Source organism: Salinisphaera sp. Q1T1-3, from assembly GCF_003602005.1.
Lineage (GTDB): Bacteria > Pseudomonadota > Gammaproteobacteria > Nevskiales > Salinisphaeraceae > Salinisphaera.
The window spans coordinates 11,600-28,967 of record NZ_QZWD01000012.1; the positions used below are offsets into that span (position 1 = coordinate 11,600).

A 17,368-nucleotide genomic window follows, 5' to 3' on the forward strand; every position below is an offset into this window, starting at 1 on the left:
CACGCCCGAAACATCATCCGGCCGTGCGCTCGTCGCATCGCACCGGCCCGCGAGAACTGCATGCGCCCAGGCGAAACGCCCACTGTCTTTTCCGTGACCGAGCTCAATCACGCCGTGCGCGATCTGCTCGAACACAGTTTCGGCCTGCTCTGGGTCGAGGGCGAGATCTCCAACCTGGCCCGGCCGCGCTCCGGACACGTGTATTTCTCGCTGAAGGACGGCGAGGCGCAGGTGCGCTGTGCGCTGTTTCGCAACAAGGCCCGGCTACTGCGTGTCGCCCTCGACAACGGCACCCAGATCCGGGTGCGGGCGCGGGTGAGCCTGTATGCCGCCCGTGGTGACTACCAGCTCATCGTCGAGCATGCCGAGGACGCCGGCGCCGGCGCACTGCAACGGGCCTTCGAAGAACTACGAGCCCGGCTGGATGCCGAAGGGCTGTTCGCTGCCGAGCGCAAGCGCACCCTGCCCGCCAGCCCGGCGCGCATCGGCGTGATCACGTCGGCCACCGGCGCGGCGATTCGTGACGTGCTGTCCGTGGTGTCGCGTCGTTACCCGCTCGGTGCGGTGCGTGTCTACCCCGTTCCGGTTCAGGGCGAGGCCGCGGCCCCTGCGATCAGCCAGGCCGTGACGCGAGCCGGCGAACGGGCCGATTGCGATGTGCTGCTTCTGGTGCGTGGCGGCGGCTCGCTCGAGGATCTGTGGGCCTTCAACGATGAACGCGTCGCCCGCGCTGTGGTGGCCTGCCCCGTGCCCGTGGTCTCCGGCGTCGGCCACGAGGTGGATGTCACCATCGCGGACCTGGCCGCCGACGTGCGTGCCGCCACGCCGTCGGCGGCCGCGGAACTCGTCTGCCCGGATCTGTCGGCCACCCGTGCCCGCCTGCCCCAGATGGAACAACGTCTGGCCCAGCGCATGATCGGCCGTCTGGTCGAAAACCAGCGCCGGCTCGCCGCGCTGCATCAGCGACTGGATCGACAACGCCCGCGCCGCCGTCTCGAAACCGCCGCGCAACGGCTCGACGAGGCGGAAATGCGGCTGCAGCGCATCGCCAACACACGCCTGGCGGCGGCGCGTCGCTCTCTGCAATTAGTCGAAGACCGATTGCAGCGCAGCCGCCCTGCCACGCGGGTCGCGCGGCAGCAGCGTCACGTCGCCGGGCTCGCGCAACGGCTTGATCGAGCGGGCCTGCAGCGATATCGCCAGGCCGAGACACGGGTACGCGGTGTCGTGCGCGCCCTGCACGGGGTCAGCCCTTTGCAAACGGTGGCGCGCGGGTATGCTATAGCTCGCGATGTCGACGGTCGGGTCATTCGCACGGCCGAAGCCGTGTCCCCGGGCGATCACATCGCGATCGATCTGGCACGAGGGCGGCTGGATTGCGAGGTGCAATCACGCAGGGGACCCGAGACGGACTGACTGAATCACATCGTCGTGCGCACAGCGATCGCCGCGACATCTGCAAGGGGTTTGACTTTCGATCATGACGAGTTCGCCGCACGCAATCACGATGCGACGCCTGGCCACTGCTTCGGCACTGGCTTCGGCAATTGCCCTGACCGGCTGTGTCACCGGTGGTCCCCGCCTGGTGACACCTGATCCGCCGCCCATTCCCGACGCCGGGCCGAATGTGCCTTCGAGCGCACACGTCGTTCTCAAGGACGGCCAGCAGGTCGTGGCCAATACGGCCGCCGGCAAGATGAAGATCGAGGCCGGCCCCGGTCTGCGTCGCGTGTTCGACTGGGACGGGCTGCGTCGCGGCGCTATCGTCGACCCGCGCGCGTCGTCGTTCGCCGGCGGCAAGACCAACGGGCTGACCTACGATGGCACGCCCAAGGTCTGGGACAACGCCAACGGCATCACGAAGTTGCGCTATGAAGAGGGTGAGCGCCACTTCGAGAACATGGACGATGCCATGATCTGGATGCAGATCCGGCGCCTGTACTACACCTACAACAACCAGGGCGTGGTGCTCGGCTGGAAACGCGAAGGCAACACCCTGCATACCGAACTCTGGCAGTTCTATGTGGACGGCAAGAAACCCACATCGATGCCGGACGCCCGCGACAGCAGCATCAACGTCGGTAAACTCGTCGTCGAACCACAGAAGATGTACCCGCATCTGGTATTCAACGACGGCCATACCGAGCCCTATAACGCCGAAACAGCGTCGTCCTACAAGGGCGGCGGCAGTGCCGGCAAGGCTGACGAATCGGGTAAGCAGGCAGACAACTGCAACTGGTTCAAACGGCTGTTCCACCAGTGTCCGGCGCCGAAACCGGCACCGGCACCGGCTGAAGACACCGCCAGCGCGAAGCCGGCCCAACCGGCGCCGGCGCCCAGCGAGCCCAAACCGGCCGAACCGCCGAAGCCGGAACTGCCGAAGGCGACCATCACCGGCAACGTCGTCAATATTCGCAGCAAGCCGACGACCAAGTCGGATGTGCTCAGGCAGGCGAAGAAAGGCGATACGGTCGAGATCGTGAAGTCCGAGAACAAATGGAGCTATGTCCAGTTCGCGGATGGCAAGAAAGGCTGGGTCGCCGACTTCCTGCTCAAGAAGCAGTAGGCCGCGTCGCAGACAGGCTGCGGGGACGGTAGAGACCGGGCCCGCAGCCTGACGCGACTGTGTCGTCAATGGGCGACCGTATGCATGAACCAGCGCCCGAGGTCCGATGCCTATATTGAATCCGACGGAACCCGCTTAATGCGACGATTCTCGACCGGCTGCCGCAACTCGCATTGACCGTCGGCTGGCTTGTGTCCGGCTGCCTGCTCCAGACGCTCTGGAATCTGCAATGCGGCCACGCACCGGAACGCGGCATCCTCGATCATGACCTCTTCTATTTCGACGACGCGGATACCGGCTGGGAAGCCGAAGACGCGGTGATCCGTACGGCGGAGCGTCTGTTCGCCGATCTGCCGATCGATATCCAGGTTCGCAATCAGGCACGGGTGCATCGCTGGTATGCCGAGAAATTCGGCCAAGCCTGTGCGCCCCTGACAAGCAGCTGCGACGGTATCGACCACTTTCTGAACCAGTCGCCCTGTTTCGGCGTGCGCCGTCTCGGAGACGAGCACGAAGTCTATGCGCCGCTCGGCTTTCATGACCTGTTCGCCATGACGCTGCGCCCGAACCCGCGACGCGCGTGACCGAAAATCTACCAGGCCAAGACTCGTCGCTGGTCCAGCCTGTGGCCGGCACTGACCGTCCGGCCCTGGCCCACCGACACCGAACATATCGAACCGACTGCATCAGCGGCAGGCGGCCGATTCCGGGTGCCGACAACCGCCCTGTAGCGATGTCGGTGAATATGACCGGGCTCTGAGAACCACCGTTTCGATCGGCGCCGCGCCTCGAGTCAGGCTTGGCCCGGCGTGGGCGCGACGCGCAAGACGCACGGCCACCCGATCATCGAAACCGATGCCGCCGTACCGGGCCCGCTGCCCGCGACGCGCATCCATGGCTTGGCCGATATCCTGGCCGCCCCCCGGCGAACCATCCGCGGTCTGCATGAACCGAGGGTCGGGGCCGACGATGGCCGCTGTGCACCGAATCAGCGCCGGCGCGGCCTGGGTCTGGCCTTCGCCTTGTCCGCGTACGGATTCTCGCTGTTCTTGAACACCAGATGGATCGGCGTGCCGAACAGATCGAAGTGTTCACGGAAACGCCGGACCAGATAGCGCTTGTACTCGGCGGACAGACGCTGCGTCTGGTTGCCGTGGACCACGATCTTGGGCGGGTTCTGGCCACCCTGATGCGCGAACCGGAGCTTGATCCGACGCCCGTGAATCGCCGGTGGCGCATGGGCTTCCACCGCCGCCTCCAGCGCGCGGGAGAGCTGCGGCGTGGACAGCTCGGCAAACAGAGCGCGATGCGATGCCTGGACCGCGTCCAGCAGATTGCGCAGGCCAGAGCCGTGCAACGCCGAGATGAAGACCAGCGGCAGAAAATCGAAAACGCCCATCCGCTCGACCAGATCCGCGTGCAGGCGCTCGCGATACCGGGCATCGAGCCCGTCCCATTTGTTCACCGCGATGACCGCGGCCCGCCCACGCTCGACCACCAGATTGAGCAGGCGGATGTCCTGTGTGGATAGCCCAGCGGCCCCGTCGATGACGAGCAATACCACCTGCGCCTGCTCAGCCGCCTGCATGGCCTTGATGACGCTGATTTTTTCCAGCGCGTCGTCGATTCGTGCCCGACGCCGCACGCCGGCGGTATCCACGATCACGTAGGGCTTGTCGTCGAACGTGAATTCGCTGGCCACAGCATCGCGCGTGGTGCCGGGCGCGTCCTGGGTGAGCATGCGATCGTCGCCAATCAAACGATTGACGAGCGTCGACTTGCCGGCATTCGGGCGGCCGAGCACCGCCAGGCGGACGGCATCCGAGCGATGGGCCCGAACCGCGGCGCGCGGCGACGGCAGATCGGCGAAGACATCATCGAGCAGCAGATTGACGCGATCGCCGTGTTCGGCCGAGATCGCCCACGGATCGCCCAGCCCCAGGGCGTGGAATTCGGCCGACGCACCCACGGTGGTCTGGCCTTCGCTCTTGTTGACGGTGATGATCACCCGCGCGCCCTGACGACGCAGCTGCGCTGCGATCGCCTCGTCGCCGCTCATGATGCCCTGGCGATAATCCACCACGAGCAGAACGACGTCGGCTTCTTCCAGCGCGGCGTTGGTCTGGGCGAGTGCGCGGGCGTCAATATCCTCGTCGTCCTGACCGATCCCGCCGGTATCCACCACGATATAGCGCTGACCGGCGTGCACGGCATAGCCATAGTGCCGGTCACGCGTGACGCCAGGCTGGTCGGCAACCAGCGCATCGCGCGAGCGCGTCAGCCGGTTGAACAGCGTGGACTTGCCGACGTTCGGCCGACCGACGAGTGCGACGACCGGCAGCGCGGCCCCGAGTTCGGACATGAAAAGGCCCTACTGCCCGTTCGGCACGAAGCGCACACGCGCCAGTTCGCCGTCCGCACCGAGCACGATGGCCTGGTTGCCATCGACGACGACCGGTTGGGCGCGAATCGCTTGCCCGAACGGCCGGCCGCGGGCGATCTCGTGCCCGTCATCGCGCGACAACCAGTGCAGATAGCCTTTGTAATCGCCGACCAGGACATTGCCGTCCAGGACCGTCGGCGCCGAGACCTTGCGGTACTGGAAGCTGTCGTTCTTCCAAGCCGGTTCGCCGTTGGCCGCCGAGACGCCCCATACCACGCCGTCCAGCCCGGTGACATAGAGCTGGCCATTGTCCAGCGCCATGTTCAGGCCGGAGGCGATCGCGTGTTTCCAGCGGATCTGGCCGGTGTTGCGCGATAGCGCGGCCACGACATCGCCCGTGCTGGCCGCGAAGATCGTGTCGCCATCGAGCAGCGGCGCGGCGTCGACATCGACGATGCGGTCCAGCTCCGAGCGACCGTCCGGCAGTGCCACGGTCTGCGACCATTTCTGTTCGCCGGTCTGCAGGTCCAGCGCCAGCATCTTGCCGCTGTCCATGCCGATGTAGACGGTCTGGTTGCGGATCTTCGGCGTCGATGTCCCGCGCATGGTCAGGTTGGGCACCGTGCCCTCGATCGTCCACAGCCGCTTGCCGGATGCCAGATCCATGGCAGCGACGTGTCCATCGACCGTCCGCGCGACCGCGATACCGTCGGCACCGGCCGGCGGCGCGATCACTTCGCTGGACAGATCGGTCTGCCACTGCTTGGCCCCGTCATCGGCCGAGACGGCGATGACCTGGCCGTCCCGCGTGCCGACGAGCAGCCGGTCGTCGACCGTCGTCGGGCCCGAGGCCAGCGTGGCATCGAGACGCGTATGCCACAGACGCCGGCCGTTGGCCAGGTTGAAGGCCGCGACCTCACCGTCGCGATTCGCGGTATAGACCCGGTTGCCGGAAACCGCGGGCACGAAGCCGTCCTCGTACTTGCCCTGGCCCTTGCCGCCGTTGCTGTGCCAGACGACCTGCATGCGATAGGTCGGTGCCGGCAGATCGGTCAGCGGTTTCGGCTGGGCAATGCTCTTGCCGCCACCGCAGCCCGTCAAACCGAGCGTGGACACTGCCAGGAGCAGCGCCAGCGGAGCGAACGCGTGTCGAAGATTTCTCATGATGCGTCGGAAGCGTTGTTGGAGGCCGAGTCCGAGGCAGAATCCGCATCGGACGACGTCGCGCCAGCCGGCGCGCTCGACTGGAGTTTTTCGGTCAAGGGCTGTCGCGGCACGTCGGAAGGCAACCGGTCGAGTGCTTTCCGGAAAGCCGCGTGGGCGGCCTGCCGATCGCCCTGGGCCAGATGGATATCGCCGGCCAGCTCGGCAAACAGCGCATCGAAAGCCGGCGGATGATCGCCGTCGAGCAGTTTCAGTGCTGCATCAGGCTTGTTCTGCGCCCAGCGAATCCGGGCATCACGCACCGTGGCGATGGCCCGCATGCCCTTGTCCTGCGCGTTGTTCGCAGCCCAGTCGAGGCGCGGCGCGGCCTTGTCCAGCTGCCCCTGGTCGACGTAATAACCGCCCAGCGCCAGCGCAGCTGCGCCGGCATATGGCGTGCCGGCATAGTCGCTCTGGAGCGTGTTGACGAGATTGACCATGCCGCCGGTGACATTGCCCTGCCCGATGCCATTGGAGACCTGGGCGTACATGTCGGCCGCCTGGTTGTTCTGGCGTGCCTGATACCAGTGCCAGCCGTACCAACCGGCGAGCACCACGACACCGATGACGATGCCGACGATGGCCGCCGTGCCGTTCTTGCGCCACCAGCGTCGGGCGGTATCGAACTCTTCGTTTTCCAGTTGGGCCATGCAATCCCCTTGAATCAGGCACGCCGCCTCGGTGGCGGTCTCGGTGTCGGTTGATCAGTCCGTATGCGAAAGCAGCGCCGCGATACGCGTCGGCGCGTCGTCACGTGCCACGACTTCCTGTTCCCGGTCGTCGGTCAACGGTTTGATCTGAATGGTATCTGCTGCCGCCTCGTCATCCCCGAACACCAGGGCCAGACGGGCCCCGCTGCGATCGGCCTTCTTGAACTGCGACTTGAAACTGCCGCCGCCGGCGTGCACGCGCAGACGCAGCCACGGCAGCGCATCGCGCAGGCCTTCGGCGACCGCTGTCACCCGGCCGGTGGCCGTATCACCCTGGTGGACGAGATAGGCATGCGGGCCGACATCGTCGATGGCCACGCCCTGCGCCGCCATGAGGGCAACCACCCGCTCCACGCCCATGGCGAAGCCCGTGGCCGGCGTCGCGCTGCCGCCCAGCTGTTCGACGAGGCCGTCGAAGCGGCCGCCGGAGCATACGGCGTTCTGCGCGCCGAGGTCGTCGGTCAGCCACTCGAAGACGGTTCGCGTGTAGTAGTCCAGCCCGCGCACGAGTCTCGGGTTGACCGTGTATTCGATGCCGAGCGCCTTGATGCCGTCGCACAGCCCCTGAAAATGGGCGGCGGATTCCTCACCGAGATAATCGGTCAGCGTCGGCGCCCCGGCGATCAGCGCGGCAAGATCGGGATTCTTGCTGTCGAGAATACGCAACGGGTTGCGATCCAGACGTCGCTGACTGTCGGCATCCAGCGCGTCGAAATGATTGCTGAAGTAGGCATGCAGGGCATCGCGATAGATCTGTCTCTCGGCCGGTGTGCCGAGCGTGTTGATCTCCAGACGCAGACCGCGAATGCCAAGCCGTGCGAACAGGCGCGCCGACAAGGCGATCTGTTCGACATCCACGTCCGGCCCGGTCTGGCCGAAGGTCTCCACACCGAACTGGTGGAACTGGCGCTGTCGGCCTTTCTGCGGTCGCTCGTAGCGGAACATCGGCCCGACGTACCAGAGCCGCTGCGTGGCGTTGTGCAACAGACCGTGCTGTACTCCGGCACGCACCACGCTTGCCGTGCCCTCCGGGCGCAGCGACATACGCTCGCCGCCGCGGTCCTCGAAGGTATAGAGCTCTTTTTCCACGATGTCGGTGGTATCGCCCACGCCGCGTTCGAACAGCCCGGTGTGCTCCATGATCGGCACCCGGATCTGCTCATAACCGTAGGCAGCGAACACTTCCTGCGCGACGCGCTCGAGTGTGTGCCAGAGCGCGTTTTCCGCGGGCAGGACATCATGCATGCCACGGATGGACTGAATACGCTGGCTCATCGGCCGGAATTCCTTGTTAGTCGTTGCTGCTGTCGCCGGCGGCACCCGACGGTGCGGCCACGCTGAGTGTGGCCACGCTCGAGCCGTTGGTCTGGGAGGCCACGTCGACCGGCTGGCCGCCGATGGTGACCTTCACGCCGGGCGCAAAGCCGAGTCGCACTTCATACGGCGGTTCGCCGTTGAAGGTCTGGGTCTGCCCGGATTCGAAGATGCCGGAGGCCAGCCGATTGCCGTTGGCATCGGTGACCCGAACCCAGGATCGCTTGTTGAAATTCAGCACCAGACGATTCGGTGGCACGGACGGCGTCGTCTGCTGGGTATTGCCGCCGTTCTCGTCCGGGCCTGACGAATTGTCGCCGCCCGGCGGCTGGATGCCGAGCGTCTGGTTGACGTTGCGCCCGCCGGTGGTCTGACCGGTCCGCGGCTGATTGTTGCCACTGCCCACCACATCGGGCGTGTTACCGCCGGCGATGCCGTCGTCGGCGCCGCTCTCGGCCGGCGTGTTCTCAGCGGCGCTGGATTGCTGGCCCGTGGTGTCTGGCTGGGTGTCCGCTTCGGTCTGGACGGTCGTTTCCTCGTTACTGTCGCTCGCTCCCGAGGTCACCGGATTGGAAGGGACGAAATACAACGCGACGAGAATCGCCACGACCACGATGGCCAGTAACAGGAAAAGCCGGCCAAAGCGCGATCCGCTGGGGGTCACGTCCTGCGGGATGACGTTGACATGGCTCGGCGAGGCCGTGTGCGCCCCGGCTGTCGGCCCGGCCCAGGCCGAATACGCCCGCATCATGCGATCCAGGTCGATATCCAGAACCTTGGCACACTGGCGATAGTAGCCGCGCGCGAACACGGGCTGCGACAACGCCTGAAAATCGTTGTCCTCCAGGGCCGCGACGGTCTTGGGCGACAGTTTGGTCTGCGCACACAGATCATCGATCGAATATTCGTGCGCCAGACGGGCTTCGCGCAGAATCTCGCCCGGCGAGACACCATCGGCCTTGTTATGTGACAGGCCGGTCGTCGCGGGATCTTCTTCGATGTGGTCGTCGTGCGGTGCAGTCATTGCCGCGATGGCTCCCGTTGGCCCGGCGATGAGCTCGCCGCGGGCTGGTTCGCGTTGTGGTAGCGCTTCAGATAGGACTCGGCGGCTGCGCGATCGTTCATCGCGGATTCGATATCCGCCGCCAGACGCAGCTGCTCGGCATCCAGTGTCGTGGCTGAATCGGCACGCTCGATATACGCCCGTGCCTTCATGTAATCCTGCGCATGGTATGCGATATCGGCCAGCTGCGTCAGGGCCGTCGGCTGACGCGCATCGATCGCCAGTGCCTGTTCGAAATAGTCGGCAGCCCTGGCGGTCTGGTCGGCCCGCGCCAGACACAGCCCGGCGTTGGCCAGCGTATCCGCGCGATCGGTCACATTCGGCGCCGACAGCGCTTTCTGGAAGTTGGCCAGACCGGCCTGCGTGTCACCGTGCTTGCACAAAAACGCAGCAAAGCTGTTGTAGACCGCCGGGGACTGGCGCGCTGCCAGGGCCTTTTCGAAATAGCGCCGCGCATCGGCCGGGGCGTTACGTCGATCACTGACGACAGCCATTCCCCAGTTCGCGGTGAAATCATCGCTTTCGTAGTGCAGCGCCCGCTGGAAGGCCTGGGCTGCCCGTTCGTTATCGTTCTTGCGCAGATATTCGGCGCCGACGTTGGCATTGGCGGCCGCTGCCTGTGGCTTGTCGACCCCGGCATCGGTGGCACAGCCGGTGAGCGACAGCGCCCAGAGCGCTGCCACGGCGATGCCGCCCGCACCGATTGCCTTCATACGCCGGACGCGGGCTTGGCAGCGCCCTCGACGCGGATCGGCACGTCCCGGAAGTGTCGTTTCTGACGGCTGGCCACGCGGCCGACCAGCTGACCGCAGGCCGCATCGATATCGTCGCCACGCGTGCGACGCACCGTCGTGCGCAGACCGCGGGCGTGCAACAGATCCTGAAATGCCCGGATCACCGACTCCGCGGGGCGGTCATAGCCCGACCCCTCGAACGGGTTGAACGGAATCAGGTTGATCTTGGCCGGCCGATTGCCCAGCAGACGCACGAGTTCACGGGCATGCTCGGGCTGGTCGTTGACCCCAGCCAGCAGGACATATTCGTAGACGACGTGCGCACGTCGTTCCTTGCCCTCGATGTAGCGATCGCATGCCGACATCAACTCGGACAACGGATACTTGCGGTTGATGGGCACCAACTCATCGCGCAGATCGTCGTTGGGGGCATGCAACGAGACAGCCAGCGCCACGTCGACTTCTTCGCGCAGCCGGTCCATGAAAGGCACGAGTCCGCTCGTCGAGACGGTCACACGACGCTTGGACAGGCCGAAGCCATAATCGTCGAGCAGGATGCGAATGGCCGGAATCACTTCGCGGTAATTGGCCAGCGGCTCGCCCATGCCCATGAACACGATGTTCGTGAGTGCCCGTGTCCCATGAACCGCGCCCTGGGCCCGCAGGTCGTGCTCGGCCATCCAGACCTGGCCGATGATCTCGGCCGTGGTCAGGTTGCGATTGAGCCCCTGCTTGCCAGTGGCACAGAAGGAACAGTCCAGCGCACAGCCGATCTGCGACGAGATGCACAGTGTCGCGCGATCGGCTTCGGGAATATAGACCGCCTCAATGGCGTTATCGGGGTCCAGATCCTGGGTGACCGCCAACAACCATTTGCGCGTGCCATCACGGCTGGACTGCTCTCGAATGCGCGTGGGCGGACAGATCTCGGCGATCTCCGGCAGCCGCTCGCGCAGCTTCTTCGACAGATCGGTCATTTCGCTGAAGTCGGTCACGCCGCGGGCATAGATCCACTGCATGACCTGCTTGGCCCGAAAGGCCGACTCGCCGTGCCGCTTGAAGAACGACGCCATGGCCTCGCGATCCAGGCCGAACAGGTTCACGCGCGCGGGTCGCCGCGTCGCTCGAGACTGTCTGGGTTCGGATACAACGTCGCTCATGGCATCGCCTCAGCGTGGGCCGGGCTGTCTAGCGCGGGCAGAGACCGCCCTGGCCGAAAAAGAACTCGATCTCGTCGGCCGCGGTTTCGGGCGCATCCGAACCGTGGACGGCATTGGCGTCGATCGATTCGGCGAAATCGCCGCGAATGGTGCCCGCCTCGGCTTCCTTCGGATTGGTGGCCCCCATCAGATCACGGTTCTTGGCAATGGCGTCCTCGCCTTCCAGGACCTGAACCATGACCGGGCCGGAAATCATGAACGACACGAGATCGTTGAAGAAACCACGCTCGGCGTGCACGGCATAGAACTGCTCGGCCTGCTCGCGCGACAGGTGGATCATGCGCGCGCCCACAATGGCCAGGCCGGCGTCTTCGAAACGACGATAGATCTCGCCGATCTTGTTCTTGGCGACGGCATCGGGCTTGATGATGGACAGGGTGCGCTCTGCGGCCATGGGATCTCCTACGGAACTTGCGGTTGCGATAGATCGCGTGCCGCGGCGTGCACGCGATGTCAAACGCCTATTGTATCGCGGCTGAGGCGTGGGTGTAACCGGGCGCATGGACACACCCCATCGTCGGGACGTTCGGCCTGAAGCAGGACAGCACGACACAGGCGGTTGTCCCGTATCAGGCGGTCATCGCGCGATGACCGCCCCGCCTGCCGGTCTTCAGGCTTCAGACCATGAACGACTCACCGCAGCCACAGGCGTTCTTGGCACGCGGATTGTCGAATCGGAACATGCGATTCAGCCCTTCCGAACGAAAATCGACCGTCGTGCCTGCCAGAACGTCCATATGCTTGTGCGCAACGACCACCTTGGCGCCGTCGTGCTCGAAGACATCATCCTCGGCCTCGACTTCGTCGGCGTAGTCCATGGTGTACATATAGCCGGAACAGCCGGACTTGCGCACGCCCAGGCGCAGGCCGAGGCCATGTCCGCGCTTTTCCAGCTGATGACGGATCCGTTCGGCGGCCGCTGTCGTGATCGACAGCCCCGCAGTCTGGCTCGCGATGTCTTCGGTGGTTTCGCTCATAGCTTCTATCGTCCCAGATTCGACAAGGCCTTGGCCAACACATCGATTGCCATGACTGCGGCATAACGCTGTGTTGCGGAAAGACAAAAGGCCTGCTCGATATCGTTCGGCATCAGAGACTGTGCCGATGCCACGGTCTGGCCGGAAACCCGCGCGCAGAGCCCGTCGAGCACTGCAATCACGACCGGGGGCCCGTAAGCGGCGAAAGCAGCCGTCAATCGACCCTGATCGTCCACGCGGAGAAAAAGCCGGCCCCGTGCATCCGCACCGGGCGTTTCGATCACAGCATCGGCATGCCACTGGTCGCTGTCAACATCGCAGCGGGCATGGGCCGGCGCCAGAAAGTGCGCCATGACGGGCGACCGGCCGGTCATAGTGCCGCCGCCAGCCGGCGCAGGCGCACGACTTCCGCGATAAAGCGGGCTGCGGCTGCATCGACACCCGCCTCGTCGGTATCCATACCCAGCGAGAACCGCACGCTGGCCGCGGCATCCCGGGGCGCACAGCCCATCGCGCGCAGAACATAAGACGACTGGCCCCGGGCCGCGCTGCACGCCGCGCCGCCGGACACCGCCACCGCCGGCGACCCATGGGCGAGGCCCGTACGCAGCGCCTCGCCGTGCACGCCCTCGACCGACACATTGAGAAACGGCGCGGCAACACGGGTATCGGTCGGCCCGTTGCGCGTCACGCCGTCAAGAGCCGACAACGCTGCCCACAACCGGTCACGAAGCCGGCCAAGCGAGGCCTGTCCGGCGGCGCTTTCGGCCTGGGTCGCCGCGACCGCCGCCCCGAAGGCAGCAATCTGATGCGTCGGCAATGTGCCGGCGCGTCGACCGTTCTGCTGCCCGCCGCCCAGGATCTGCGGTGCCAGCCCGACCCGCGGTCGCTTTCGAACATAGAGCGCGCCGATACCGGGCGGCCCGCCCAGCTTGTGCGCCGACATCGACATCAACGCGATCGGCGTGGCCGTCACGTCGATCGGCAATCGCCCGAGGCTCTGGGCCGCATCCACATGGAGCGGCACACCGGCCTCGGCGCAGCGTGCGGCAATCGCCGGAATATCGTGGATCGCGCCGGTCTCGTTATTGACGTGCATGAGGCTGACCAGATCGGCGCCGGCCGCCAGTGCCGTGTCGAGCGCGCCCGGCGCCAGCATCCCGTCGCCGTCCACGCCGAGCCAGGTCACGGTCACATCCGCCCGTCCGGACAGATGCCGCAACAGATCGCGTGTGGCGGCGTGCTCGGTCTCGCAGGACACGATATGCAGCGGGCGCTGAGCGATATCCCGACCGCGGGCCGCGAATTCGATGACACCACGGATCGCCAGATTCGTTGCCTCGGTCGCCCCGGAGGTCCAGACCAGCGAGCCCGCGGGCGCATTGATGGCCGAGGCCAGGGCCTGTTCAGCGGTCGCGATGTGTGCGGCAGCCCGCTCTCCCGGACGGTGCAGCGCCGATGGATTGGCACTGGCATCGTCGAAGACCGCGAGCATCGCGGCACGCCCGGCCGCGCCCAGCGGCGTGGTCGCCGCATGATCGAGATAAATATCGGCGTCCATGACGACCGTCTCAGTCCGGTCTGTCGACGTGTTGGGCATCCGCGCCGTCCGCCGACTGCGCCTGCACGCGTTTTTCGAGCGCATCCTGGCGCCGCTCCAGAGCATCGATATGATCGAGCATGGCATCGATGCCCCGCGAGACCGGGTCCGGCATGTCCTGTGTCACGCCGTACAGCGAGAAGCCGATACGATCAGCCGTTTCCTGCCGTCGATCCGACGGCGTCGCGTCACGGCATTTGACGAGCTTGGCTGGCACGCCCACGGCCGTGCAGCCGGCGGGCACTTCCTTGACCACGACAGCATTGGAACCGATGCGGGCACCGCGGCCGACCGTGAACGGTCCGAGCACCTGCGCCCCGGCGCCGACCACAACGTCGTCTTCCAGCGTCGGGTGGCGCTTGCCCTCGTTCCAGCTCGTGCCACCGAGCGTCACACCCTGATAGATCGTGCAGTCGTCGCCAATCTCGGTGGTTTCGCCGATCGTCACACCAAAGCCGTGATCGATGAAGAAACGCCGCCCGATACGGGCCCCGGGATGAATCTCGATGCCCGTCAGCCAGCGTGCCAGATGCGCGATCAGACGCGCCGGCCATGGCAGGCCGTGGTGCCAGCACCAGTGCGCGAGACGGTGCCACCACAAGGCGTGCAGTCCGGGATAGGTGAAGATCACTTCCCAGACACTGCGCGCGGCCGGGTCGCGCTCGAATATCGCGTCCAGATCCTCTTTGAGCCGTGCGAGCATATGGTTTCCAACGCACCGCCCTGCGGTGCCGTGGCGGCCGATCCGAGGGTCGGGCCCGGTGTGGGTGTTGCCTATGTCGGGCCGGATATCGCCGGATCAAGCCCGACAGACGGATCGACCGTGATTCTGGTATCGCTCAGCCTACACAAGCCGGCAAGTCCGGGCAGCCGGCACACCGCAACCGACTCACTGGCCTCGCGAGCCGCGGTTGGCACCGCCGCGCGGGTCCAGCGAGCGCAGCGCGCCGCGCAGGATATTGACCTCCACGCGATCGGGAGCCGCGCGATAGAACAGGCGTCGCAGACGCCGCATCAGCAGCATCGGCTCGGCCGGATCGAGAAACCCGGACGCTTCGAGCACCGACTGCCAGTGCGAGAACAGGCCTTCCATGTCCGCGCCGGAAACCGGCTCATGCGCGAGCGTGCCGACGACATCGGCCCCGGCCGCCATGCGCAGCTCGTAGGCCACGACCTGGACCGCGGCGGCCAGGTTGAGCGAGCTGTAATCGGGATTGGCCGGAATCTGGAGATGCAGCTGACAGCGGTCGAGCTCGGCATTGTCCAGGCCGGCACGTTCGCGCCCGAACACGATCGCCACGGGGCCTTCGGTCGCGGCGGCCACCGCACGCTCTGCAGCCACGCGCGGGTTGACCAACGGCCATTCGGTCCGTCGGGTGCGGGCACTGGTGCCGACTGCCAGTACGCAGTCGGCCAGCGCCTCGTCCAGATTCCCGACCACGCGGGCGGCCTCCAGAATATCCTCGGCGCCGGACGCGCGCGCGCTGGCCTCGGGATCGGGATAGCGTTCGGGGGCAACGAGCACGAGATCCGACAACCCCATGACCTTCATGGCGCGCGCGGCAGCGCCGATGTTGCCGGGGTGCTGGGCACCGACGAGAACGATGCGAAGGCGGGCGAAAGCGGTGTCCTGCATGGAAATCCGTGGCAACGAGTCGGAATGATCGGGGCGATGCAATATACTCGCCTGCGCTTTCAAAGAACCAGACCCGAAGCCATGGCCAACGTTCACCCCCTGACGAGCATCGCGGTCAACGCCGCCCGGCGTGCCGGCGACGTGATTCTGTCGTACTACCGTCGCGGCGAGACCGGCCAGGTGTCGCAGAAGAACGAGAACGATTTCGTCACCGATGCCGATCATCAAGCCGAACGCGTGATCATCGACACCATCCGTCGCAGCTATCCCGATCATGCCTTCATCGCCGAGGAATCCGGCGAGTCCGGCGATCCGGACACCGCCGAGGCGGTCTGGATCATCGACCCGATCGACGGCACTTCGAACTTCATCCGCGGCATTCCGCATTTCTGTGTCTCGATCGCCTGCCGGATCAAGGGCGTTATCGAACACGCGGTGATCTACGACCCGATCAAGGACGAACTGTTCACCGCTGATCGCGGCGTCGGCACGATTCTCGATGGCCGTCGGGTCCGCGTCTCGACGCGGCCGCGCCTGCGCGACGCGGTGCTGGCCACCGGCTTCACCTACGCGCGCTACGAAGACATCACCACGCGTCTGCCGCTCTACAATCGTCTGCTCTGCGCGAGCGGCGGCATGCGCTGTCTCGGCTCGGCCGCGCTCGGCCTGGCCTATGTCGCCGCCGGCCGACACGACGCCTACTGGGAATACGGCCTGGGCCCCTGGGACATGGCCGCTGGCGTGCTGATGGTACGCGCGGCCGGCGGCATCGCCAGCGACGCGGCCGACAACGACGCCAACCCGCTGGAGACCGGCAACATCCTGGCAGCCAACGCCAAGATCTACCCGCAGCTGCTCGACAAGATCGCCAAGACCCCGAAGGGCTGACCCGCAGTGCCATGACCGGCACGCGCGGCGCGTGCCACGCGGGCCGGTCGATCAGCCATCCATAAAAAAAGGCCGCCCGATGGGCGGCCTTTTTCGTGGCCAGACACCGAATCGGCGCCGGGCAACTGCCGCTCAGCGTGTCGCCTTGGCCGCCTTCTCGGCGTCTTCTTCCTTCGGCGGGAACAGATCGTGGGCGTTGATCTTCAGTGCCAACGCCAGCGCGCTTGCCACGAAGATCGACGAGTACGTCCCGGTGAGAATCCCGACGAGCAGCGCAGCCGCGAACCCGTGGATGACCGGCCCACCCAGGAAGAAAAGGGCCAGCAACGTCATGATGGTCGTGCCCGAGGTCATGAGCGTTCGTGCCAGCGTCTGGTTGACCGAGGCATTGATCACTTCGGTCGGCGTGGCCTTGCGCATGCGGCGGAAGTTCTCGCGAATACGATCGAACACCACGATGGTGTCGTTGAGCGAGTAACCCAGCACCGCCAACAGCGCGGCCAGCACGGTCAGATCGAAATCCATGTGCGTGAAGGAAAATACGCCCAGGGTGATCAGGATATCGTGCACGAGTGCGGCCACGGCCCCGGCCGCCAGCTTCCAGTGGAAGCGGAAGATGACGTAAATCAGGATCGCCATCACGGTGTAGAGCAGCGCCAGACCGCCCTTGTTGACCAGATCCTGTCCGACCTGCGGACCGATGAATTCCACGCTCTGCAGGCTGGCGCCCGACGGGCCGGACTTCTGCAACGCGTTCATGACGTTGTCGCCGACGGTCGCACTCTTTTCGCCGTCCACCGCGGGCAGCCGGATGAGCGCGGTATCGGCACTGCCGAAGTGCTGGACCGTACGATCGTCGTACCCGGCCTTGTCCAGCGCGTTGCGCACGTCGGGCAGGCTGACCTCGTTCGGATACTGGACATGCACGACCACACCGCCGGTGAAGTCGATACCGAACGTGAGCTTGCCGATCGCAAGCGATGCAGCCGAGGCCAGCAACAGGACGGCCGAGATGATGACCGCATAGCGGCCGAAGCTGACGAAATCGATCGATGTGTTCTTGATCAGACGCAT

General features: G+C 65.7%; 18 protein-coding genes. 4 read left to right on the forward strand and 14 right to left on the reverse strand.

Annotation, left to right across the window (positions count from 1 at the left end):
• Positions 1 to 60: 60 nt before the first annotated feature.
• The 3 genes from xseA (at position 61) to D3260_RS17670 (ending at position 3,150) form a co-directional block, all read left to right on the forward strand.
• Positions 61 to 1,416 (forward strand): exodeoxyribonuclease VII large subunit, encoded by a 1,356-nt coding sequence (gene xseA / locus D3260_RS11770; protein ID WP_120098803.1) that lies wholly within the window; start codon positions 61 to 63, stop codon positions 1,414 to 1,416.
• A gap of 64 nt (positions 1,417 to 1,480) precedes the next feature.
• Complete coding sequence (locus D3260_RS11775) at positions 1,481 to 2,566, forward strand: SH3 domain-containing protein (RefSeq protein ID WP_120098804.1); 1,086 nt, start codon at positions 1,481 to 1,483, stop codon at positions 2,564 to 2,566.
• A gap of 158 nt (positions 2,567 to 2,724) precedes the next feature.
• The gene (locus tag D3260_RS17670) at positions 2,725 to 3,150 is read left to right on the forward strand and encodes a nucleotidyltransferase family protein (RefSeq protein WP_255415826.1); all 426 of its coding nucleotides are present in this window, start codon (positions 2,725 to 2,727) and stop codon (positions 3,148 to 3,150) included.
• Between the two features lie 404 nt (positions 3,151 to 3,554).
• Here the strand turns inward: D3260_RS17670 and der are convergent, their stop codons facing one another.
• The 13 genes from der to D3260_RS11845 all read right to left on the reverse strand — a co-directional run bounded on the left by der (position 3,555) and on the right by D3260_RS11845 (position 15,406).
• A complete protein-coding gene (gene der / locus D3260_RS11785; RefSeq protein WP_120098805.1) occupies positions 3,555 to 4,928 on the reverse strand; it encodes a ribosome biogenesis GTPase Der in 1,374 nt (457 codons plus the stop codon).
• Between the two features lie 9 nt (positions 4,929 to 4,937).
• Positions 4,938 to 6,113 (reverse strand): outer membrane protein assembly factor BamB, encoded by a 1,176-nt coding sequence (gene bamB, locus D3260_RS11790; protein ID WP_120098806.1) that lies wholly within the window; start codon positions 6,111 to 6,113, stop codon positions 4,938 to 4,940.
• Positions 6,110 to 6,802 carry a tetratricopeptide repeat protein gene (locus D3260_RS11795; RefSeq protein WP_120098807.1) on the reverse strand — a complete coding sequence of 231 codons (693 nt, stop codon included), beginning with the start codon at positions 6,800 to 6,802 and terminating at the stop codon, positions 6,110 to 6,112. Before D3260_RS11795 ends, bamB begins: the two co-directional genes overlap by 4 nt.
• Before the next feature lie 54 nt (positions 6,803 to 6,856).
• A complete protein-coding gene (gene hisS, locus D3260_RS11800) occupies positions 6,857 to 8,137 on the reverse strand; it encodes a histidine--tRNA ligase (protein ID WP_120098808.1) in 1,281 nt (426 codons plus the stop codon).
• 16 nt (positions 8,138 to 8,153) lie between these two features.
• Positions 8,154 to 9,200: a RodZ domain-containing protein gene (locus D3260_RS11805; RefSeq protein ID WP_120098809.1), complete on the reverse strand. Its 1,047-nt coding sequence runs from the start codon at positions 9,198 to 9,200 to the stop codon at positions 8,154 to 8,156.
• Positions 9,197 to 9,952, reverse strand: a complete 756-nt coding sequence (locus D3260_RS11810) for a hypothetical protein (protein ID WP_120098810.1) — start codon at positions 9,950 to 9,952, stop codon at positions 9,197 to 9,199. The genes D3260_RS11805 and D3260_RS11810 overlap by 4 nt, the downstream gene beginning before the upstream one ends.
• On the reverse strand, positions 9,949 to 11,133 hold the full coding sequence (gene rlmN, locus D3260_RS11815) for a 23S rRNA (adenine(2503)-C(2))-methyltransferase RlmN (RefSeq protein ID WP_120098811.1): 1,185 nt from the start codon (positions 11,131 to 11,133) through the stop codon (positions 9,949 to 9,951). Before rlmN ends, D3260_RS11810 begins: the two co-directional genes overlap by 4 nt.
• A gap of 28 nt (positions 11,134 to 11,161) precedes the next feature.
• Positions 11,162 to 11,587, reverse strand: coding sequence for a nucleoside-diphosphate kinase (gene ndk / locus D3260_RS11820; RefSeq protein WP_120098812.1), 426 nt, complete (start codon positions 11,585 to 11,587; stop codon positions 11,162 to 11,164).
• 223 nt (positions 11,588 to 11,810) lie between these two features.
• Positions 11,811 to 12,170: an iron-sulfur cluster assembly accessory protein gene (locus tag D3260_RS11825; protein WP_120098813.1), complete on the reverse strand. Its 360-nt coding sequence runs from the start codon at positions 12,168 to 12,170 to the stop codon at positions 11,811 to 11,813.
• A gap of 5 nt (positions 12,171 to 12,175) precedes the next feature.
• Entirely contained in the window at positions 12,176 to 12,523 is a 348-nt protein-coding gene (locus D3260_RS11830; RefSeq protein WP_158583515.1) for an iron-sulfur cluster assembly scaffold protein, read from the reverse strand.
• 17 nt (positions 12,524 to 12,540) lie between these two features.
• Positions 12,541 to 13,731: a cysteine desulfurase family protein gene (locus tag D3260_RS11835; RefSeq protein ID WP_158583516.1), complete on the reverse strand. Its 1,191-nt coding sequence runs from the start codon at positions 13,729 to 13,731 to the stop codon at positions 12,541 to 12,543.
• A 10-nt stretch (positions 13,732 to 13,741) separates the two neighbouring features.
• A complete protein-coding gene (gene cysE / locus D3260_RS11840) occupies positions 13,742 to 14,473 on the reverse strand; it encodes a serine O-acetyltransferase (protein WP_120098816.1) in 732 nt (243 codons plus the stop codon).
• Between the two features lie 186 nt (positions 14,474 to 14,659).
• Positions 14,660 to 15,406 (reverse strand): RNA methyltransferase, encoded by a 747-nt coding sequence (locus tag D3260_RS11845; protein ID WP_120098817.1) that lies wholly within the window; start codon positions 15,404 to 15,406, stop codon positions 14,660 to 14,662.
• Positions 15,407 to 15,487: 81 nt separating this feature from the next.
• Between D3260_RS11845 and D3260_RS11850 the strand changes: the two genes are divergently transcribed.
• Entirely contained in the window at positions 15,488 to 16,294 is an 807-nt protein-coding gene (locus D3260_RS11850; RefSeq protein ID WP_120098818.1) for an inositol monophosphatase family protein, read from the forward strand.
• 132 nt (positions 16,295 to 16,426) lie between these two features.
• On the opposite strand, the gene secF is transcribed toward D3260_RS11850, so the two are convergent.
• Complete coding sequence (gene secF, locus D3260_RS11855; RefSeq protein ID WP_120098819.1) at positions 16,427 to 17,368, reverse strand: protein translocase subunit SecF; 942 nt, start codon at positions 17,366 to 17,368, stop codon at positions 16,427 to 16,429.